The sequence below is a fragment of the Gemella sp. 27098_8_149 genome (assembly GCF_041433745.1).
In the GTDB taxonomy this organism is placed as follows: Bacteria; Bacillota; Bacilli; order Staphylococcales; family Gemellaceae; genus Gemella.
Map to the genome: position 1 here is coordinate 147,522 of NZ_JAPWCB010000002.1, position 21,648 is coordinate 169,169.

Annotated in this window: 17 protein-coding genes; 14 read left to right on the forward strand and 3 right to left on the reverse strand. The window is 30.2% G+C overall.

Translation table 11 applies throughout. From position 1 onward, the window contains the following. Window positions 1-100: 100 nt before the first annotated feature. Complete coding sequence (locus tag O3801_RS01820; RefSeq protein ID WP_371453855.1) at window positions 101-7,963, forward strand: Rib/alpha-like domain-containing protein; 7,863 nt, start codon at window positions 101-103, stop codon at window positions 7,961-7,963. Between the two features lie 138 nt (window positions 7,964-8,101). Here O3801_RS01820 and O3801_RS01825 read toward each other — a convergent pair whose 3' ends face one another. After that, window positions 8,102-8,614, reverse strand: coding sequence for a hypothetical protein (locus tag O3801_RS01825; RefSeq protein WP_371453857.1), 513 nt, complete (start codon window positions 8,612-8,614; stop codon window positions 8,102-8,104). 4 nt (window positions 8,615-8,618) lie between these two features. Further along, entirely contained in the window at window positions 8,619-8,963 is a 345-nt protein-coding gene (locus O3801_RS01830) for a winged helix-turn-helix transcriptional regulator (RefSeq protein ID WP_371453859.1), read from the reverse strand. Window positions 8,964-9,134: 171 nt separating this feature from the next. On the opposite strand from O3801_RS01830, the gene O3801_RS01835 reads away from it, so the two are divergent. The 9 genes from O3801_RS01835 (at window position 9,135) to mnmA (ending at window position 16,903) form a co-directional block, all read left to right on the forward strand. Then, a complete protein-coding gene (locus O3801_RS01835; protein ID WP_371453861.1) occupies window positions 9,135-9,725 on the forward strand; it encodes a nitroreductase family protein in 591 nt (196 codons plus the stop codon). A gap of 241 nt (window positions 9,726-9,966) precedes the next feature. Continuing rightward, a complete protein-coding gene (gene tsaE, locus O3801_RS01840) occupies window positions 9,967-10,419 on the forward strand; it encodes a tRNA (adenosine(37)-N6)-threonylcarbamoyltransferase complex ATPase subunit type 1 TsaE (protein ID WP_371453863.1) in 453 nt (150 codons plus the stop codon). After that, a complete protein-coding gene (tsaB, locus tag O3801_RS01845) occupies window positions 10,413-11,081 on the forward strand; it encodes a tRNA (adenosine(37)-N6)-threonylcarbamoyltransferase complex dimerization subunit type 1 TsaB (RefSeq protein WP_371453865.1) in 669 nt (222 codons plus the stop codon). Before tsaE ends, tsaB begins: the two co-directional genes overlap by 7 nt. Continuing rightward, entirely contained in the window at window positions 11,065-11,517 is a 453-nt protein-coding gene (rimI, locus tag O3801_RS01850; protein ID WP_371453867.1) for a ribosomal protein S18-alanine N-acetyltransferase, read from the forward strand. The genes tsaB and rimI overlap by 17 nt, the downstream gene beginning before the upstream one ends. Further along, window positions 11,504-12,544, forward strand: a complete 1,041-nt coding sequence (gene tsaD / locus O3801_RS01855) for a tRNA (adenosine(37)-N6)-threonylcarbamoyltransferase complex transferase subunit TsaD (protein ID WP_371453869.1) — start codon at window positions 11,504-11,506, stop codon at window positions 12,542-12,544. Before rimI ends, tsaD begins: the two co-directional genes overlap by 14 nt. 72 nt (window positions 12,545-12,616) lie before the next feature. After that, window positions 12,617-13,426, forward strand: coding sequence for a phosphotransferase family protein (locus O3801_RS01860; protein WP_371453871.1), 810 nt, complete (start codon window positions 12,617-12,619; stop codon window positions 13,424-13,426). A 30-nt stretch (window positions 13,427-13,456) separates the two neighbouring features. Beyond that, a complete protein-coding gene (locus O3801_RS01865) occupies window positions 13,457-14,515 on the forward strand; it encodes a hypothetical protein (RefSeq protein WP_371453873.1) in 1,059 nt (352 codons plus the stop codon). Window positions 14,516-14,666: 151 nt separating this feature from the next. Continuing rightward, a complete protein-coding gene (locus tag O3801_RS01870) occupies window positions 14,667-15,788 on the forward strand; it encodes a cysteine desulfurase family protein (RefSeq protein WP_371453875.1) in 1,122 nt (373 codons plus the stop codon). A gap of 2 nt (window positions 15,789-15,790) precedes the next feature. Further along, window positions 15,791-16,903, forward strand: coding sequence for a tRNA 2-thiouridine(34) synthase MnmA (gene mnmA / locus O3801_RS01875; protein WP_271965772.1), 1,113 nt, complete (start codon window positions 15,791-15,793; stop codon window positions 16,901-16,903). 81 nt (window positions 16,904-16,984) lie between these two features. Here the strand turns inward: mnmA and O3801_RS01880 are convergent, their stop codons facing one another. Beyond that, the gene (locus O3801_RS01880; RefSeq protein ID WP_371453877.1) at window positions 16,985-17,353 is read right to left on the reverse strand and encodes a PH domain-containing protein; all 369 of its coding nucleotides are present in this window, start codon (window positions 17,351-17,353) and stop codon (window positions 16,985-16,987) included. Between the two features lie 151 nt (window positions 17,354-17,504). On the opposite strand from O3801_RS01880, the gene O3801_RS01885 reads away from it, so the two are divergent. Genes O3801_RS01885 through holA form a run of 4 tightly spaced genes read left to right on the forward strand, consistent with a single transcriptional unit; the run spans window position 17,505 to window position 21,509 of the window. Then, window positions 17,505-18,137 (forward strand): helix-hairpin-helix domain-containing protein, encoded by a 633-nt coding sequence (locus O3801_RS01885; protein WP_371453878.1) that lies wholly within the window; start codon window positions 17,505-17,507, stop codon window positions 18,135-18,137. 2 nt (window positions 18,138-18,139) lie between these two features. Further along, on the forward strand, window positions 18,140-18,601 hold the full coding sequence (locus tag O3801_RS01890; RefSeq protein WP_003145233.1) for a ComE operon protein 2: 462 nt from the start codon (window positions 18,140-18,142) through the stop codon (window positions 18,599-18,601). A 2-nt stretch (window positions 18,602-18,603) separates the two neighbouring features. Then, the gene (locus O3801_RS01895) at window positions 18,604-20,529 is read left to right on the forward strand and encodes a ComEC/Rec2 family competence protein (RefSeq protein ID WP_371453880.1); all 1,926 of its coding nucleotides are present in this window, start codon (window positions 18,604-18,606) and stop codon (window positions 20,527-20,529) included. Next, window positions 20,529-21,509 carry a DNA polymerase III subunit delta gene (holA, locus tag O3801_RS01900; RefSeq protein ID WP_371453881.1) on the forward strand — a complete coding sequence of 327 codons (981 nt, stop codon included), beginning with the start codon at window positions 20,529-20,531 and terminating at the stop codon, window positions 21,507-21,509. The genes O3801_RS01895 and holA overlap by 1 nt, the downstream gene beginning before the upstream one ends. Window positions 21,510-21,648 lie beyond the last annotated feature (139 nt).

Sequence of the window (21,648 nt, forward strand, 5' to 3'; positions counted from 1 at the left end):
TGTTTTAATCACACCGTTATTATTATAATAGTAAAGATATTTACATTGAAATAACTTAGAAATTATATTTTTTTATTGTTTATTTAGGAGGGGATAAAAAATGTACAGTAAGAATAATAAGAAAATGATTATTCAGAAGAAACAAGAAAAAATTAATTACTACGGTATAAAAAAATTCAAAGTAGGGACAGCATCGGTATTGATAGCTGCTGGTTTTGCGTTTTTAGGAACAAATGCATTCGCCAGTGACAATACAGAAAATAACACAACGGTAACTGTTGATAAAACTAGTCAAGATACAAATTTGAATACTGTAAATAATACAAGTAATGGAGTAATTGGAAAAGAAGCAGGTAAGAGTTCAAAAGTATTAACTTCTGATAATCACTCTCAACTTGAAACAACAACACAACCAACACAACATGAGAAATCAAAACAACCATTAGAAGCTACACAACCAAAAGTTGAGAAACAGGTAAATAAATCAGAATTAGAAAATTCAATTAATAGATTGCAAGCTGCCATAGAAAAAGCTGGAATAAATGATAAAACAAAATCAATTTTAGAAGAAGCTAAATCAGAATTAGTATCAGCACAAAATTTAGTGCAAGATTCAACAGCTACTCAAGAAGAGATAAATAGAAAAGTAGTAGAACTAAAAAATAAAGCTTTTGTACTAGAAAGTATGCAGAAAGTGTCTACTGAACCTAAAGAAGAAAAAGTTAATAAAAATAATGATCCACGTAATGGGAAAGCTATACCAGGAAAAGGGGAGAGTGGATTTAGAACACCTGAAACACAATCTAACAATGATGTAGCGATTGATGGAGGAAAAATTACAGCAAGTGGTTCGATATCTACAGAACCTAGAATGGGTAGTTTTTCAGGGGTAAACAATATTAGTTATAATTTAAAATTTAAAGATAATACTTATAAACAGGGAGATAGATTTAGTATTACTTTTGAAGAGTTAGGGAATGGAGACAGTTTACCTAAATCGTTAAGTAAAGATGGAAAAACTTTCGCGAATTTAGTAAAAACTGAAGAATTATATACTCAAACATATGGAAAAAATGGAACACAAAATAAAACACCTTTCTGGGCTCAACGTGATGACTCTGTATCTTTAGAAGAAAAAGAAGCTGGTCATATTCAAAATAGAGGTACTAAAACTCGTTTTACTTACGAATTTACGTCAGCGATTGAAAGCTTGACTGACGTATCATTTAAAGGTTCTATTAATAATTATAGTTTACGTTATCCTCAAATTAGTGAAGATAAAGAAGTTACAAGTAAAATATTGGTTAATGACCAAACCATCGTTGAAAAAAGATATACTATCAATAAAACAAATATAGAAGTTGATAGAGAAAGTAATGCACCTTCAGTACTTTCGACAACTGGTAGTATGGATATAAGTGAAAGTGGAGAATTATTATCTCATAATGAAGAGTTCAGACTCGCATCTAACAAGTATGAATATGATACAGGTACAACCATAAAAATTAAATTAAAAAATAAGAATTTAAATAAATTTGCTAAAATTGGAAATTTTAATCCAGCTAAAGCAAATGTCCAAAATAACATTACAACTGCTAACTCAAAAGTTAATGAAAATGGGGTTATTTTAAAAGAACCTCGAGGTGATGTATACTTCCAAGTAACTAATTTAACAGAAGATGAAGTAACTATTAAAATAGTAAAAGGGAAAGCAAGTAAAGGGATTTTATATAAAGTGGACTGGGCAGCATTAGGTGTATCACGTGAACCAGTGAAAGATACTTTAAAACTATATCACAGTGATACTAAGAAGTTTGGTCCAACAGAAGAAGAAATTACTGTTACAAAAGATGGCGAAGAAGGAAACTTAAATGGTCAATTTTCACCAACAATGACATTTGAATGGATATATCCTAAAAAAAATGCATTCGATACTAATGGTACTTGGTTAGCGGAATACTTGGAACTTGGAAACGTAGCAATGCGTTATGTTAATGCTGCAAATAATAATTCGATATTAAAAGCAAAATCTATCGTTAAAGATGGGACAACTGAGGTAGATAAGTTTGCAACTACTTCGCCAACAAAAGATTTTACAGAAGTTAATGTTGCTACGGAATCTAATAATACTACTAAAAAAATAGAGACTCAAAATGGTAATATAAAAACAACAACAGCCACGGCACCATATATTATAAAAGGAGCAGATAATAAGTATTATATATTTAAAGAGTACCTAAAAAATAGTCCGTATAATAGAACATCAACTAGTGGTACAGTGTATGATGCTGTTTCAAATATTGTAGCTGCTTATGACGAAGCTAAATATGGTAAAGTAACTGTAAAATATGTCAAAGCTAATGATACAACTTCTGTCATTAAAGAGAATGTAATAAAAGATGGAACAGCAAAATTAGAAAATATTGTTGGAAATAATTATTCAGTAACTCCAGATGAAGAATTTACAGAAAATGGAATCGTATATAAGTTAGTTAAAACGGATTTACCAAATAATTCTTCAGGAACTCTAACAGAAAATCCTATCGATGTTATATACAAATATGTAGCCAAAAATCAAAAAGCTAATGTAGTAGTTAAAACTACTGACGGTAAAAGTACAACTACAGTTGAATTAACTGGAGAGCCTGGAGCATCTTTACCAAATAGTGACGAGATTGTTAACAAAATTAAAGAACTTAAAGGAAAAGGATATGAAATAGAAAGTGATTCATATAATATAAATGGAGTTCACCCTAATTTTGATGATCAAGAGGATACTGTGGCAGGAGTTTCTAAACCTTCTCAAACTTTTGAGATTGTTCTAAAACCTAGAATTGTTGAAGTTCCTTCATCAACACCTCATGAAAAAGATAGTCCAGTAGACCCAAATGGAGAAAATCCAGAATTGAAATGGCCTGAGGGATTAAAAGAGTCTGATTTGAATACAACTGCTAAACGTGTGATTTCTTATGTGAAGAAAGATTCAGATACAGCACCTGAAGAAAAAGCTAAAGATTCTACAGAACAAACTGTAACATTTACAAGAAAAGCAACAGTAAATCTTGTTACTAAAGAAGTAACTTATACAGATTGGGAAAGTACAAATAAAACATGGGATAAAGTTGGCGTAGATGTTTTACCAGGATATATTGCTGATAAAAAAGAAATTCCAGCGAAAGAAGCAGTAACCCCTGCAAAAGATACAAAAGTAATTCCTGATGAAACTGATAAAGTTACTTATACGAAGATTGGAAGTTGGATTCCAGTTGATCCAACAACTGGTAAGGATGGAGATCCGATTCCATTCCCTAATGATCCAAACGATCCAACGAAAACAGGAGAAATTACGCAAATTATTCCTCATAAAGATGGATATACTCCGAAAGATGGAAATGGTACACCATTAGAACCAGTAAATCCTGCAAATCCAGAACAAGGATATAAACCACCGAAAATTACAGATCCAAAAGCAAATATCAAGATTACGTATGATAAAGATGATCAAAAAGCAAAGGTTAAATTCATTTCTGTAGATCCAAAAACTAAAACAGAAACTGAGTTAACTGACCATGCGTTGACGCTAACTGGTAAATCAGGAGAAACAATTCCTGAAAGTAATGTACAAGCTCATATCGATGTATTAAAATCAATGGGATATGATATCGTTGATAATCCATTTGATAAAGACCCAGTATTTGATACGAAGAAAGATACAAATGATAATATAACTCAAGAATTTACAATTAAAGTTCAGCCACGTGTCTCAACTACAACACCAGTTTATGTAGTAGAAGGTGATAAACCATCTGCAGAAAAAGTAGGCGGAGCTGTTACACCTGGTAAAGATGGTAAAGTTACTAATCCTGATGTAAGTAGTATTTCTACAGCTGGAAAAGCAGGTCAAGAGATTAAAGTTCCAGTAACGGTTACTTATGGAGCAGATAAATTTAAACGTGATGAACCTGTTGAGGTGACTGTTAAAGTTCTTCCAAAACCAGTACCAAAAGGTGTTACAGTCTTAAATGGTACACCAAATGAAAAATTAATTGATGCTATTAGAGCAAATGTTAAAAAAGCAATTGATGGATTAACAAATGTTCCTGAAGGGGTAACTCCATTTGTAACTGACGATGCTCTTGTTACTCCAAAAACGGATGAAAATGGTCAACAAACTCCAGTAACAGTAAAAGTCAAATATAGAGATAATGCTACAGGAAAAGTTATTGATGACATTTCAGTTGACGTCGAGGTTCCAGTAAATGTAGTTGGTTCAACTCCAACATCTAAAGTTGTCTTTGAAGGAGATGAATTAACTGCTAAGGATATAACTGATGTTGTAACACCTGGTGAAAAGGGAACTAAAGGTGAGCCAAAAGATTTAGCTAAAGACATTACAGCTAAACCAGGTATCAAAGAAGTGACTGTACCTGTGACTTACACAGATCAAAATGGAGAAACATTAACAGAACCAGTAAAAGTTAAAGTAACAGTTTTACCAAAACCAACACCGAAAGGTATAATTGTTGCGAAAGATAGTGACAAGGAAAAAGCAAAAGAAAAAGCTCTTGCTAAAGCAAAAGAATCTATTGCAGATGGTACATTTAAAGGAAAACTTCCAGAAAATGTTACGAATGTAAGTATTGATGAAAATGTGGAAAGTCCAGATTTATCAGATGATACAGATGTAAATGTCACAGTAAAATATACTGTTGATGGAAAAGAAAAAACAACCGTTGTTAAAGTGCCCGTAACTGTTGTAGAGGGAGTTCCACAAATCGTTCCAGTGGATGAAAATAATAAACAACCAAATCCAGAAAACAGTATTGATAAAACTGAATATCCAGATGGTTCAACATTTGAATATGATCCAAAATCTCCTGTAGATACGACAACTCCAGGTGATTACACTGTCAATGTCATTGTAAAAGATAAAGATGGTAATCCTATTGCAGAAGTTCCTGCAACTGTGCGTGTTGTAGAAAGTTATCCACAGTTTGTGCCAGTAGACAAAGATAAAAAACAACCAGCTGTAGAAGGAAGTATTGATCCTAAAGCATTCCCTAAAGATACAGAATTCTCTTATGAAACTCCAGTAGACACAACGACACCAGGAGAGAAAGATGTCGTAGTAGTAGCCAAAATTGGGGATAAGGTTATTACGAAAATACCAGCTAAAATAATGGTTGTAGAGCCTAAAACTCAATATGTACCAGTAGATAAAGATAATAAACAACCAGATGCATCTAAGAGTATTGATCCTGAACAATATCCAGATGGAGTAACTTTCAAATATAAAACTCCAGTGGATACAACTAGCCCAGGAGAAAAAGATGTTATTGTAGAAGCAAAAGATGGAGAAGATAAGCTTGTAGATGTACCAGCGAAAGTAAAAGTAGTTGAAGGCAAGGAACAATTAATTCCTGTAAATCCAACTGAAAAACCACAAGCAAGATACAGTATTACTCCAAGTGATTATCCAGAAGGTTCAACATTTGAATACAAAGTTCCAGAGGGACAAAAAGAACCGTTTGATGCAACAACTGTTGGTGATAAACCAGTAACAGTGTTAGTTAAGGATAAAAACGGAAAAGTATTAGTAGAAGTTCCAGCGACTATTAAAGTTGTAGAAGCAAAACCTACGCCAATAGAAACGCCAGTAACAAATACTCCTTTAGAGAAAGATGATATTGCTAAATATATCAAAGTTCCAGAAGGTGGAAAAGTAACGAAAGTAGAAAATATACCGGACTTAACAACACCAGGTAAGAAAGCGCCTATAACTGCTACAATTACCTTACCAAATGGAAAAACAACTACAGTAGAAGTACCAGTAAATGTAACACCTGTGAAACCAATAGAAACACCGGTAACTAAGACACCACTAACACCAGAGGATTACACTAAAGGAATTACAATTCCAGAAGGTGGAAAAGTAACGAAAGTAGAAAATATACCGGACTTAACAACACCAGGTAAAAAAGATCCAGTAAAAGTAACTGTGGAATTACCAAATGGAAAAGTAGTTACAGTAGAAGTACCAGTAAATGTAACACCAGTGAAACCAATAGAAACACTAGTGACAACAACACCATTTAAGCCAGAAGACTACACTAAAGGAATTACAATTCCAGAAGGTGGAAAAGTTACGAAAGTAGAAAATATACCGGACTTAACAACACCAGGTAAAAAAGATCCAGTTAAAGTAACAGTAGAATTGCCAAATGGAAAAGTGATAACAGTAGAAGTACCAGTAAATGTGACACCAGTGAAACCAATAGAAACACCAGTGACAACAACACCATTTACACCAGAAGACTACACTAAAGGAATAAAAATACCAGAAGGTGGAAAAGTAACGAAAGTAGAAAACATTCCGGACTTAACAACACCAGGTAAAAAAGATCCAGTTAAAGTAACTGTAGAATTACCAAACGGAAAAGTAATAACAGTAGAAGTACCGGTAAATGTGACACCAGTGAAACCAATAGAAACACCAGTGACAACAACACCATTTACACCAGAGGATTACACTAAAGGAATTACAATTCCAGAAGGTGGAAAAGTAACGAAAGTAGAAAATATACCTGACTTGACAACACCAGGTAAGAAAGATCCAGTAAAAGTAACTGTGGAATTACCAAATGGAAAAGTAATAACAGTAGAAATCCCTGTAACTGTTACACCTGTTAAAGGTTTAGAAATTCCAGTTACTAAAACGCCACTACAACCAGAAGACTACACTAAAGGAATAAAAATACCAGAAGGTGGAAAAGTAACGAAAGTAGAAAATATTCCAGACTTAACAACACCAGGTAAGAAAGATCCAGTAAAAGTAACTGTGGAATTACCAAATGGAAAAGTAATAACAGTAGAAGTGCCTATAACTGTAACTCCAGCAACTGGAATAGAAACTCCTGTTACCGATACACCTTTAACTAGAGGAGATATTGAAAAACATGTTAAAGTCCCTGAAGGTGGAAAAATTATTGGTGTAGGTGAAATTCCTAAAGTTAATACACCAGGAGACAAGGGAACTGTTAAAGTGAAAATTGAACTTCCAAATGGAAAACAAGTAGAGGTAGAAGTTCCTGTAAACGTTACGCCAATAAAAGATATAGTTAAGAAACTAGGTGATCCGATTACCAATGAAGATGTTGAAAAACATGTTAAGATTCCAGAAGGTGGTAGAGTGATAAGTATTGGAGATAAACCTTCAACAGATGTTCCAGGTGAAAGACCTAGTATTCCAGTAGTTATTGAATTACCAGGAGGAAAACGTGTTACTGTAAAAGTACCAGTAATTGTAACACCAAAAACTACTCCAATAGTAGTTAAAGTAGGTACTCCAATAACACAAGATGATGTTAAAAAACATGTCGATCTACCAGAAGGATGGAAAATAACGAAAGTAGGAGAAATCCCAACAACTAAAACACCAGGTAATAAACCTTCAGTAACTGTTGAAATAGAATTACCTGATGGTAGAAAAGTTACGGTAGATGTGCCAGTAATTGTAACGCCGAATGTAACACCTATAGTTGTAGAAGTAGGAACACCTATTACAGAAAATGACGTTAAAAAACACGTAGATCTACCAGAAGGATGGAAGATTACAAAAGTGGGAGAAATTCCAAAAACTGATACAGCGGGTGAAAAACCATCTGTACCTGTAGAAATAGAGTTGCCTAATGGTCAAAAAGTTATAGTTAATGTACCAGTAAAAGTAATTGAAAAACATAAAGTGCCTGAAAATAATAATAATAATAATAATAATTCAAACGTAAATCCTCATCAAACAAGCACTGTCAAAGAGCCAATGACAAATACTTCATCTGGAAAAGTTAATGCTAACAAAATTGAAAAATTACCAAATACAGGATTAGGAAATAATTCTATTGCTGGTTATGGTTTGGCAATATTTGGACTAGCACTTTCAGTATTGAAACGTCGCAAAGAAAAATAATTCCTAAAAAAAGAGAAGCATAAAATTTTGCTTCTCTTTTTTATTTTATGAATATTTTATTTGTTGGATTTTTTCAATTTTTTAGACCGACAAAAAAACTCTAATAAATTCTAATTAGAGCTTTTTTCTGAATTATATTTAATTTGGCTTTTTAGAAATTAATGCTGAAAAATCTAAGTCATCGTATTTACTTTTATTAAGACCAGTTAATGAATCAAAGTCAGTGTCAGGGAATAATGGATCAAAATCATCTATACTAGTATTTAACTGTTGTCTCGAAGAATCTTTGTTAATCTCATTTCCATTAGTATTCAAAAACTTACTACTTTCACTGTAATAGTTAGGCTCCTGCGATTGTGTGCTTTCTTCGTAATTATACTCTATTGAAACTTCTCCAAAATTTTCATTAGCTGATTCTTGAGGATTATAAAATAACACCCCGTACTCTTCTAAAAGTTCCTCTTTTGAATAATTTTTTAAAGGATCTTCTATAGGTGAAATTGTACTTTCATATATTTTTTTGACAAGATTTTCATCTGTTTGAATTTTATTGTCTTCAATCTTCCAAGTTGAAATAAGTCTATGTATTATATCTAATTGTTCATCTGAAAGTAGGTGAAGTTTTGATTTAATTTCATTTAATTTATCCATAGCCTTACACTGCTTCTTTATTTTCTTTTAAATATTCAATATAGTCATTACCCCAAATTTCTAATTCATTAAGTACTGATTGGAATTTTTTTCCAATATCTGTTAAGCTGTACTCAACTTTTGGTGGAATTTGAGCATAAACTTTACGATTTATTAATCCATCTTGTTCTAATTGTTTTAATTGTTTTGTTAACGTTGCTTGTGTAATTGTCCCTAGTGATCTTTGTAACTCATTAAATCTAATACTTTTATCTTCAAGTAGGTGAAGAATTAGTATTGTCCATTTACCAGACAATATTTTTTGAGTTGTAAAAAAAGGGCATTTTCCAAAAGGTTCTTGTTGTTCCATAAAAAATCTCCTTAAAAATTCATTGGTATTATACAATTCTATCCTAAAAGATACTTACTATATTTAAAAAACGTACTTGTTATTTTTTTGGTAAATATTATAATTATATATATAACAATTATAAAACAAATAATAAAGTTTGGCAATAGCCAAAAAACGGAGGACATAATAATGACAGAAGCAAAAAATTTATATCAAAACAGAAGAAGTATATATGCACTAGGTAAAAACTTACCGATTTCAGAACAAGAAGCATTAGAAATTATTGATAATGCAGTTAAATACTCACCAAGTGCATTTAACTCACAAACTGCACACGCAGTAGTATTATTAGGTGAAAATCACCAAAAACTTTGGGATATTACTTTCGGAGAATTAGAAAAATTCTTACCAACAGAAGAAGCTAAAGCAGCTACAAAAGGCAAAATCGATAGCTTTGCTGCAGCATATGGAACAATTCTATTCTTCGAAGATCACGATGTAGTAAAAGGACTTCAAGAACAATTCCCAGCATATGCTGAAAACTTCCCAATCTGGTCAGAACAATCAACAGGAATTGCATCATTTGCAGTATGGAATGCATTAGCAGAAGCTGGAGTTGGAGCTAACATTCAACACTATAACCCAGTTATCGATGAAAAAGTTGCTGCTGAATGGGATATTCCAGCAAACTTTGTACTACGTGCTCAAATGCCATTTGGTGAAAAATTACAAGAAGCTGCACCAATTGAAAGAACATCAAGAGTAAGAGTAGTAAAATAAAATTTGATTTAACGACGGATTAAATGAGTAATAATAACGCTGAGATAGAAATATCTTGGCGTTATTTTATATTATCAGTAGGTGTAAGTTTTAGCGAATGATTAATGTAGAAAAAGACGCTTGTTTTTATGATAAATGATTATTTCTATAAATATTATTTATACCTTTAGTTGTTGGAATATACTGGTAAATATGATATTATAGTAGTTGGTATATAAATAAAGATTTAGAAGGTTTAATAATGTTAAAAATAGTAATAAAAGATTTAGAAGATACTAAACGTTTAGCAAAAATAGTTAGTGAAGGTATTGATAATAGATTAGTACTTCTGTTGAATGGAGATTTAGCGGCAGGGAAAACAACTTTTACTAAATATTTAGCAGAATATTTAGGAGTTAAGAGTGTAGTTAATTCACCAACTTTTAATATAATGAAAGAATATAAATATCCTAATGGGAAATTATTTCATATAGATGCTTATCGTTTAGAAGATAGCGATGAGGATCTAGGTTTTGAAGATATTTTCTTTGAAGATAATGTTAGTGTTATTGAGTGGGGAGAGTTTATTGAAGACTTTTTACCAAAAGAGAGACTAATTTTTAATATTCGATTAGTAGAGGATCATAGAGAAGTTGAAATTATCTCTAATGGTGAATATGAAAAAATAGAAGAAAGGATTCGTGAAAATTGGTAAGTTTAATTGTAGAAGCTTCGAATGGTGTATGTTCAATTGCATGTTTCGAGGATGAAAATATTCTAGCTGAAAGAAACTTTGTATGTAGCAATAACCTGTCTGCAGTTATTTTAGAAGAAATCGATAATTGTTTAAAAGAAGCTAATAAGAAAAAAACAGATTTAACAGAAGTAATATCAAGTGAAGGGCCAGGTTCATATACAGCAATTCGTGTAGTCGCAGCAGTATGTAAAACATTAGCTTATACACTAAAGATTAAACTGAAAAAAGTTTCTTCTTTAAAATTACAGGCGTTATTGGAGTTTGATAGTAATAAGCTACTTGTTCCTTTTATTGATGCACGACGTGGTAATGTTTTTGGTGCAGTATATGAAAATATTGGGGGCAACCTAATAGAAGCTTTAGAAGAAGGGTATTACTCACTTGAAGAAATCAATGATTTTCTTGTTTCTCAGAACAAAGAATTTGTATACATCAGTAAAGATATAGAAAAATTAAATGAACTTCTTCTTGATGGATTAAAAAATGATGAAATGGTTCGAGCAGCTAATGTTGTAAAAATATATGATTCATTAGAAGAAGTGGATTGTTATAATATGAAACCACAATATTTAAGAAAAACTGAAGCAGAAAGGGAACTTGAAAATGATAAAAGTAGATAAAGTTGATATAAGTAATCTGGATGTATTATCAAAGATAGATATTGATAATTTTGATGATGCATGGACAAAAGATATGTTTAAGTCTGAACTTGAATATACTAATGCAGAATACTATGGGTTATTTAACGATGATGAAATTATTGGTTTTTGTGGTGGTTGGTTAGTTGCCGATGAATATCAAGTTAATAAAATAGTCATCGACAAACCTCACCAAAATAAAAAACTAGGTCAAATTTTCTTCACTTATGTTATGCAACTTTTAAAATTAAAAGGTGTAAAAAAAGCGATTGTAGAAGTACGTGTAAGTAATATGCCTGCAATAACTGTATACGAAAAAGCAGGATTTAGTACTATTGATATAAGAAAGAATTATTACAAAAATAATGGCGAAAATGCTTATGTAATGATAAGGGATTTTAGCAATGAAAAAATTTAAGGATTTAGATAATGTAACTATATTAGCTATAGAGACAAGTTGTGATGAAACTAGTGTAGCTGTAGTTAAAAATGGTAAAGAAGTACTATCGAATATTGTAAGTAGTCAAATTGAAACTCATAAGCAATTTGGCGGGGTAGTACCTGAAATAGCGAGTAGACAACATATAGAAGTAGTGATGCAAATTGTTGAAGAAGCGCTAGAAGAAGCAAAAACAGCATTAGATGAAATAGATGCAATTTGTGTAACACAAGGACCGGGATTAATAGGTTCATTACTAGTTGGTGTTAATGTGGCGAAAACATTAAGTTATGCTTTAGATAAACCTCTAATTGCAGCACATCATATTGCAGGTCATATCTATGCTAGTAATATTGATAATAATATAGTATACCCATCACTAGCACTTGTAGTTAGTGGCGGACATACTGAACTTGTATATTTAAAAGATGAACTTGATTTTGAAATAATCGGTTCTACTCATGATGATGCTGTAGGTGAAGCCTATGACAAAGTTGCTAGACAGTTAAATCTTGAATATCCTGGTGGACCTAAAGTAGATAAACTAGCTAAGTTGGGTGAAGATAAGTATAAATTCCCTCGTGCAATGATAGATAGTGACGATTATAATTTTAGTTTTTCAGGTATGAAGTCAGCAGTGATTAACTTTGTACATAATGCAAAACAACGAGGAGAAGAAATTGTACCTGAAGATTTAGCATGCAGCTTCCAAACAGCGGTAGTTGAAGTTTTAATCGCAAAAACTAAGAAAGCTATTGTGAATCTAGGTGTTAAGCAGTTGATTTTAGCAGGTGGTGTTGCAGGTAATAGTGAACTTCGTAAGCAAGTCCTAGAATTAGAACATCAATTAGGAGTAGAAGTACTTATTCCAAAAATGAGTTATTGTAGTGATAATGCTGCGATGATGGGAGCAGTAGGATATTATTATTATAAAAATAACATATTTGCTAATCCATTAACGTTAAATGCGAAGTCAACATTAGACTTAGAAGAAGTCAGAGGATAAGTATTAAAAGAGAACTGACTCGACAAAATTGATTTTTGAGTTACTCCCTTTTATAAATGTTTTGGTGTAATTATGAAAAGACAACTTGATGAATTATTAGATACTAATTTGCAACAAATAAATCATATTTCTGAAAATAAGCATTTTATAGGATTTTCTAAAAGATTAGGAAAACGGGTATTCGTTAAAATTTTTAAAGATCCATTAAAATATAGACTAGAGTATAAGGTTTTAAGAAATAAAAGTAATTTTTTACTAGATTTTCCCGAGTATTTTGCACTAGTATTGAAATATGAAGATTTTACTCCACTAAATAAGGAAAGCATAAATGATGAAGATATAATAAAAATAGCAGTGTTAATATCTGATTTTCATAGAGGAGATTGGTTCCCAATTGAAAATGACAAAGAAATTTCATTGGAAAAAATTCTAGAAAAAAATGTATATAGATTAGCTGATAGAAAAGAGTATACTAAAATAAGTAAGCTTCATTCTAAATTTTTAAAAAATATTAGTAGATTAGATGAAGAGTATGAAAATACACTAGCTTTAATTCATGGAGATTTCGGTCTTAGAAATATTATGAGAAAAGATGATACTTTAGTATTAATTGATTTCGAAAGAGTTAAATATGCTAGTTATTATTTAGATTTTATTAAATATTTCTATCAAGATTTAGATAATGATAAATTAAAAAAAGAGCTATTTTTAAAACATTATTATGAACATTCAAATGAGGAAGTTCTTTCTGAGGAACTAGAGTACTGCATGATTTTTATCTCGGCATTAGGTATTTTAAACTATACGAAACGTGTTAAAGATAAAAAATTCGAGGAGTTAGGATTAAAGATGTTAGAAGATGTTGAAAATTATTATATTTAAATAACTATTAAGAAATAGGAGAGTTGAAGAGTGAATAATATTAATGAAAAAAAGCTAGAAGAAAATCGTAGACAAGCATTATTTTTAGTCGAGAAGTTGAAAGAAAACGTTAATGATTTAAAAAGTATGCGAGAATTGTCAAAAATAGTTTCTAAGGATACAGAAATGAATGATGATTTTTGGATAGAAATTTGTAATATAGACTTTACAAAAATTGAATTTTTCCCAATAAGATCGCTGTTGGCTGGGATATTAAAAAATAAACAAGATAATTCAAGTATTTCAAATATTTATAATTATTTGGTAGTAGAAAATACAGAGTATCTTAATAGAAACGGACAGAGTGCTTCTAAAAATACACCAGCAATGATAGTGTTATATTTTGCAGGTTTCTTGGGAGTAGGATTGTTTGTAATCGTTAATTTTATAATGTTAATGTTAGCTCGTGGAAATTTTGAAGAGGTTCTTTTTAATTTAATAGCAGGGACTTTTTTAAATGCCGTTATTCTTGAAGTAATTGATAGACAGTACATCTGGGAATGGGAAGTACCATATTTTGAAAATAGTAAATTCCTAGCGTATGTTTGGACATATATTCCGATTATAATAATGTATCTGTATATGAATATTACTACACTCATTACACAAGGATTTAACTATAGTATTAGTAATGAAATTAAGCTTACTATAGCAATCTATACTGGTATTTTAATAAAGGTTAATGGCTTATTCAAATTAAAAAATTCTGCGGATTTTATGTATACAGTATATACAATAATCTTTAAAATAATAGCTTTCATGAGTTTTATTTGTATCATACCTGCTTACTTTTTCGGAAAACTACCAATTGATTGGATGTATATTCTGGTAACTGTTCTGATTGTTAGTAGTGTTAGAGTATTAAAGAAAGTTAGTGCTATAAGATCTGTAAAACTTCTATTTTATCCAATGACATTTTGTTATTTAGTATACACACAACCAAGAGTGATTAATACTCCTATTTTAGAGGAACAAAATATATTTTTATATGTTTCAGGAGTATTGGCAATATTAATAATAGCTATAATTAAACTAGGAGAAAAAAACTAAATAAAATTAATATTAGTCCCTTTCTATATTGATAAGAAAGGGATTAATAATTTTTATATCTAATAAATTTATAAAGTACAAAGTGGTTTTGATTTTATTTGACCATTATTTATGTTAAAATATAATATGATCAATATTAGGAGGCGATGATATGGCGAATATTTATTTAGATTACGCAGCAACATCAAGAAAACATTTTGATATCATAGAAAAAAATATGAATATACTAAAAGAAGTCTATGCTAATCCAAGTAGTAGCCATACTCTCGGAAAGAAAAATGATAGGCTAGTTCGTGAAGATCGCGAGAAAATAGCTAAAGCTCTAAATGCAAGTAGTAATGAAATTATTTTTAATTCTGGTGGTACTGAAAGTAATAATACAGTATTTAATCATGTGTTGACTAGATTTGAAACTGGAGAAATAATAATTTCATCTATAGAACATCCTTCTGTTAAAGCAAGTGCTAAGAGATTAGAAAGATTTGGATTTAAGGTTCATGAATTATCAGTAGATGAAAGTGGAGCTATATCGCTAGATGAATTGAAAGAGAAGATTAATTCTAAGACGGTATTAATTTCAATTATGCTTGCTAACAATGAAACTGGGGTTCTAAATCCTTTAAGAGAAGTTTCAGAACTTATTGCTGATAAAAACATACTATTACATAGCGATATTGTCCAAGCTTTAGGAAAAGTCGCAATAGATGTGAAAGAATTGGGATTAGATTTTGCTTCAGCGTCTGCTCATAAATTGGGTTCTCTTAATAATTTTGGATTTTTATACGCAAAAGATGGAGATGTTGAACCATTATTATTAGGTGGAGGTCAGGAAAATGGTCTTCGTTCTGGGACAACTGATTTACTAGGGATACTAGTTCTTAATGACTGTTTATCAGAGACCCTAAATTCAATTCCAGTTCTTAGAGAATTGAAAAATTACTTTATTTCTGAACTTGAAAAAAATGGAGTTGAATTTGAAGTTAATGGTTCAATAGAAAATTCATTGCCAAATATATTAAATATTTATTTTAAAAATATAGAAGCACAACGACTGATTACATATCTAGATGCTCGTGACATTTATATTTCTGGTGGATCTGCTTGTAGTTCAGGAAATATTAAAGGAAGTCGTATAATTACAGAAATGTATAATATTGAACGTGCTGCACATTCTGTTAGAATTAGTGTTGGTTTTGATACAAGCAAAGAATTAATTGATGAAGTTATAGAAAAGATTGTAACTTTAGAGCAAAGAATTAAAGAAAGGAACTAATAATGAATAGCAACAAAAAAGTAGTAGTTGGAATGAGTGGTGGAGTTGATTCATCTGTAACAGCGTATTTGTTGAAACAACAAGGATATGATGTTATCGGTGTTTTCATGAAAAACTGGGAAGAAAAAGATGATAGAGGAGTTTGTCTTGCAGAAAAAGATTACGAAGATGTAATTAAAGTTTGTGAACAATTAGATATTCCATATTACTCTATAAACTTTGAAAAAGAATACTGGGATAAAGTATTTACTTACTTTTTAGATGAATACAAAAAAGGTCGTACACCAAACCCAGATATTATGTGTAATAAAGAAATTAAATTTAAAGTTTTCTTAGAATATGCTGAAGATTTAGGTGCAGATTATGTAGCGACTGGGCACTATGCGCGAGTTAAAGATGTTGATGGAGAACGTTTAATGCTACGTGGTGTTGATAATAATAAAGATCAGACTTACTTCTTATCTCAATTAAAACAACATCAAATTAAAAATATTCTATTCCCTGTAGGAGAACTAGAGAAAAAAGATGTTCGTAAGATTGCAGAAGAAGCGGGTCTTGCAACAGCGAAGAAAAAAGACTCAACGGGTATTTGTTTCATCGGTGAGAAAAACTTTAGAGAATTTTTATCTCAATACTTACCAGCACAAGGTGGTAAAATGGTTGATTTAGATGGTAATGTTCGTGGAGAGCACATTGGTTTAATGCACTATACTATCGGTCAACGTCATGGATTAGGTATTGGTGGAACTAAAGATACAGAAGGTGAAGCATGGTTTGCATGTGGTAAAGACCTTGAAAATAATATACTGTACGTTTGCCAAGGATTCCATAATGAAAAACTTTATTCAGACAGTTTACTAGCTAGTTCACTATCATTCACGACGAAAAATCCACAACCTAATAAATTCACATGTACTGCAAAATTCAGATATCGCCAACCAGATACTGAAGTAGAAGTAGAAGTATTAGAAGATAACAAAGTAAAAGTTGTCTATAAAGAACCAGTACGTGCTGTAACTCCAGGACAAGCGGTTGTTTTCTATGATGGAGATGTTTGTCTAGGTGGAGCAATTATCGACGAAGTATATAAAGATGGAGAAAAACTTCAACTATAATAATATATAAAATAAAATCCTAAAAGTTAGAGAAAAACTCTAGTTTTTAGGATTTTTAGTTTTTAACTTTAAGTTATAAGATTACAGTATGTACTGTGCTAGTAATGTATCAAATCTACGAATATCGATATCTTTTTTAAGGTTGATTTTAATTTTTCCAACTTTAGTCCAAAGTTCTACTTCAGCATTCAAGTCGAAGATTTTACCGGCATTTTCAGTCGACCACATTATTATTGAAGAGTATGGTAGTGAATAAATTTCTACTTTTTTCCCTGTAATTCCTTGTGCATCTTTTACAATAAGTCTTTTGTCTGTAAATACAGCAACATCTCTTATTGTTGCGAAAGCTGCGACAGGTTGTTCACCGTTTATTAATAAGTTTACTATATCTTGAGGAATAGCAACTTCTCTAAAAAATGTCCAGTTTAATAAATTCATTTCGTTAGCCATAATGTTTCTCCTATTTTTATAATTTGAATCTTGTGATTTTTTATCAGTATAACATAAAATACATGAAATATAAATAATGTACTATAATTAGGTTTTCAGTACTAATATAATAAATTTAATGATATAATATAGGTACTAGGGGGAGAGACATATGAATATTAAAAAGGAAGATGTCGTATTATTTTTTAGACAAAATGTTAAATCTATTATTTTGGCGTTTGTGTGTAGTCTTGTAGTAATAATCGGTGGTTTGTTTTATTTTAATCAGAGTAAGACAGAAGATTATAGTGGTGTTAGTTTTTCTAATACTAGTAATGAGACTAATATTAAGGATGAAAAAGCTGAAGATAAACACGATGAAAAGATTTTTGTTGATGTAAAAGGTGCAGTAAAACATCCTGGGGTATTTGAAACGACAAAAGATAAAAGGGTAAAAGATTTAATAGAAGAAGCCGGTGGACTTTTAGATGATGCTGATACTTCTACTTTGAATTTGAGTCAAAAAGTAAAAGATCAGATGGTTATTTATATCCTTAAACATGGTGAAAAGCCGAAACAAATATCTGATAGTGGTACTAGTTCATCTAGTGGTGATGTGATTAATATTAATACTGCTAATTTAGAGCAACTTATGAAAATTTCAGGAGTTGGAAAAACAAAGGCTGAAGCAATTATTTCATATAGAGAAAAAAATGGGGATTTTAAAAAGAAAGAAGATATCACAAAAGTACGAGGTATTGGAAAAGCTACTTTTGAGAAAATTAAAGATAAAATAGAGGTATAGTTATGCAGAGAATTAGTTGGGATGAGTACTTTATGGCTCAAAGCCATCTATTATCGCTTAGATCGACTTGCAGTAGATTATCTGTAGGAGCGACGATAGTTAAAGACAAGAGAATAGTTTCAGGTGGTTATAATGGTTCTATTAAAGGTGATGAACATTGTATAGATGTTGGTTGTAAAGTAGTAGAAGGGCATTGTGTAAGAACTATTCATGCTGAAATAAATGCAATTTTACAATGTTCTAAGTTCGGTGTTGGAACTGAAGGTGCAACTATTTATGTTACACATTTTCCATGTTTGAATTGTACAAAATCTATAATTCAAGCAGGGATAAAAGAAATTTGCTATGCAAATGATTATAGAAATAATGAATATGCTCGAGAGTTATTAGAAAAATCAGGGGTTGTCGTAAGAAAAGTAGATTACGACGTAAACAATGTAGTAGAAAGGTTACTAAATAAATAGTAATGATATACTTACAACTTTCTTTACTAGCATTAGGGGCGATATTATTAAATTATAATATAATAATATCTATGCTATGTATTGTTATTTTTCTACTGATAACTTGGAAAAATAAAAATCTTAATGCTAGGAAAACTATTATTTGTGTAATAGTCTTCTTAGCTTTTTTTATTCGGGGAGCATATGAACAAAAGAATAACGTTACTCATCTAGGTAATGTTGAAAATAAAAATTTAGAACTAGTAGTTTCTGATAGATTTGATGTTAATGGAGCCTATGTGTCATCTATTGGCTATCTTTCAGATGAGAAGGTGTTAGTGAATTATATAGTCAAGAGTGGAGAAGAAAAGAAATTTTTTAAAGAAAAATTTTGGGGTGGAAAACTTTTAGTAAATGCTAATATAGAAGATGTCTCAGAAAAGACTAATTTTTACTCATTTGATTATAAAAAATATAATGAGAATAGAGGCATCTTTAAAAGGATAACTATTAATGAAATTCATGAGATTAAGAATATAGATTCTGTGTATTTTAAATTCTTAACTCTTAGAAATAAATTGAGTTTGAAAATTAATAGAGAACTAACCTTTGATAAAAGTGGCTATTTTCAGGCTTTAATTTTCGGTGATAAAGGATATTTATTAAAAGATGACATAAATTCTTTTAAAAATCTTGGAACAAGTCATTTATTAGCAATCTCAGGGTTACATATAGGTGTACTTATTTCTCTAATTTACTTTATCTTATTAAAGTTTAAAGTAAGTGTTGATTCTATAGAGAAAATTATCTTGATTATTGTTCCACTGTATATGTTGCTTAGCGGAGCTAGTGCCTCTGTTCTTAGGGCAGGTTTTATGATCATATTTTACATTTTGCTTAGAAGAAAAAATATAGATAAGCTTGGCAGTTTATTGCTTACATTTCTGATTTTATTAGCGTATAACCCATTACTAATTTTTAATATTGGTTTTCAATTATCATTTTTAATTACATTTTGTCTATTGATGTCAGGCGTTTATATAAAAAATTCTAGAAATAAAATTCATGGTGCATTTAGAATCAGTGTAATTTCTACATTAGCAAGTATACCAATATTATTGTATAATTTTTATACTATAACTTATATTTCTGTATTTAGTAATATTATCTTAGTACCAATTTTTAGTATTGTAATTTTTCCGTTAGTAATTTTCAGCTATATTGTATTCTTAATAAATGGTCAGGTGTTTAATATTATCTGTAGACCGATATTAAATATTACTTTCAATATATTCGATAAAATTCAGGAGCCGTTTCTAATAGCACAACCTATTCGTATAGGTAAGTTAAATATATTTTTTATAATTGCTATATTCATTATTGTTTTAACTATATTGATAAACTTGAATAAATTTAAATATATGAATGCTGTTTATGGAGTTCTTGGAATAATTCTGATTTGTATAGGAGCTACATATACACCTAAAGCATATATTGAAGACGTAAAAATAGGAAAAGAGAGTGTTTTATATATTAGAGAAAATAAAAATAATCTGTTGATAAATACATCGAATAATATTCAAAATTTTTATACAGATTACAGAAAAAAAGACAAGGATTATGATATAATAAACCAGTACGATTTGCTTTTAAGTTATGAAGGAAAAAATAAATTTGAGTACTTACTTTTAACTTCAGCAAAAAAGAATAAAAGTGATTACTCTATAGATCTTATAGTAAAAGATCTAGTAGGAAAACTTATTGTAATAGATAGTTTAGAAAATAAATTATCAGAAGTAAAGAATATGGCGCAGTATAAAAAAATAGATTATATTGTCCTTAAAGAGAATACAGAGATGAAATTTGGAGAGAATTCTATTTATTATTATAATAAAAAAGTTAGAGTAAAGAATAAGAATTCTGAATTTGAAGTTGAGGTAGATAATTAATGAAAAATGTCTATGTAATATATGGTGAAAATTTTGAAGCCATTAATGATTATGAAAAGAATATAGCTAAAAAGTATTTAAAAGAATTGGATGAATTTAACTATATAAAAATAAATATGCATGAAAATACGTTGGAGACTTTAGTGTATGAATGTAGAAGCAGTGGTTTATTTGGGAATGAAAAAGTAGTAGTTGCTGAGAATTGTAATTTTCTACTTGCTAAACCTAAGAAGATTAAAGTAGAACACAATGTGGATACATTAATTAGTTATTTGGATAATATTAGTGAAGAAGTTGTGTTAATTTTAAAGATTTCTGAAAAGATTGATAGTAGAAAAAAACTTATAAAAAAAATTAAAGAAGTAGGAGAAGTTAAGGAGTTTTCTAATTTCAATGAAAAGGAAATAGCTAGCTATATAGTGAAAGCTGTTGCTGATTCCAATTTGAAAATTTCGAGAGATGATGCAGAATTTCTTGTGAACTATACACGTTTAGATTTTGCTAATATAAAAAAAGAATTAGAAAAACTGCTTCTTTATTGTGATGAGAAGAAAGTAATTACTAGAGAAGATATCGAATTACTAGCGACGAGAAGTTTAGAATACGATGTATTTAGTTTAACTAACGAGTTATTCGGAAAAAATTATTCGAAATTAAGAGTAGTCTATAATTCTTTAGTATTAAAAAAAGAAGAACCGATTTTCTTGCTTTCATTAATAAGTGGACAATTACGAATATATTATAAAGTGAAAGTTCTACTGAATGAACACTATTCACAAAAAGATATAGCTAGAGAATTAGGAGTTCATCCATATAGAGTACAACTAGCGGCACAAGGTATTAGAAATTATAGTGTGGACAAAATTATGAAAACATTAATTTTAGCTGCTGATTATGATAAGTTATTGAAATCTTCGTATATGGATAAATACTTGATATTAGATTTGTTTATTAATAAACTAATAGAAGAGCTAAAATAAAACTTTATTTTTCAAGATTTTATAATTTTATAAAATTTTAAAAATATATGAACTAACAGTTGTAATAGTTTATTGATATCTAAATTAATTATATAAAAGTTAGTTAGATATATAATATACATTGTAGGGGTGCTTGGCA

Bases quoted from the DNA above. Each gene is read 5' to 3' on its own strand.
- O3801_RS01820 (WP_371453855.1), top strand. From the start codon at position 101: ATGTACAGTAAGAATAATAAGAAAATGATTATTCAGAAGAAACAAGAA.
- O3801_RS01825 (WP_371453857.1), bottom strand. From the start codon at position 8,614: ATGGATAAATTAAATGAAATTAAATCAAAACTTCACCTACTTTCAGAT.
- O3801_RS01830 (WP_371453859.1), bottom strand. From the start codon at position 8,963: ATGGAACAACAAGAACCTTTTGGAAAATGCCCTTTTTTTACAACTCAA.
- O3801_RS01835 (WP_371453861.1), top strand. From the start codon at position 9,135: ATGACAGAAGCAAAAAATTTATATCAAAACAGAAGAAGTATATATGCA.
- tsaE (WP_371453863.1), top strand. From the start codon at position 9,967: ATGTTAAAAATAGTAATAAAAGATTTAGAAGATACTAAACGTTTAGCA.
- rimI (WP_371453867.1), top strand. From the start codon at position 11,065: ATGATAAAAGTAGATAAAGTTGATATAAGTAATCTGGATGTATTATCA.
- tsaD (WP_371453869.1), top strand. From the start codon at position 11,504: ATGAAAAAATTTAAGGATTTAGATAATGTAACTATATTAGCTATAGAG.
- O3801_RS01860 (WP_371453871.1), top strand. From the start codon at position 12,617: ATGAAAAGACAACTTGATGAATTATTAGATACTAATTTGCAACAAATA.
- O3801_RS01870 (WP_371453875.1), top strand. From the start codon at position 14,667: ATGGCGAATATTTATTTAGATTACGCAGCAACATCAAGAAAACATTTT.
- mnmA (WP_271965772.1), top strand. From the start codon at position 15,791: ATGAATAGCAACAAAAAAGTAGTAGTTGGAATGAGTGGTGGAGTTGAT.
- O3801_RS01880 (WP_371453877.1), bottom strand. From the start codon at position 17,353: ATGGCTAACGAAATGAATTTATTAAACTGGACATTTTTTAGAGAAGTT.
- O3801_RS01885 (WP_371453878.1), top strand. From the start codon at position 17,505: ATGAATATTAAAAAGGAAGATGTCGTATTATTTTTTAGACAAAATGTT.
- O3801_RS01890 (WP_003145233.1), top strand. From the start codon at position 18,140: ATGCAGAGAATTAGTTGGGATGAGTACTTTATGGCTCAAAGCCATCTA.
- O3801_RS01895 (WP_371453880.1), top strand. From the start codon at position 18,604: ATGATATACTTACAACTTTCTTTACTAGCATTAGGGGCGATATTATTA.
- holA (WP_371453881.1), top strand. From the start codon at position 20,529: ATGAAAAATGTCTATGTAATATATGGTGAAAATTTTGAAGCCATTAAT.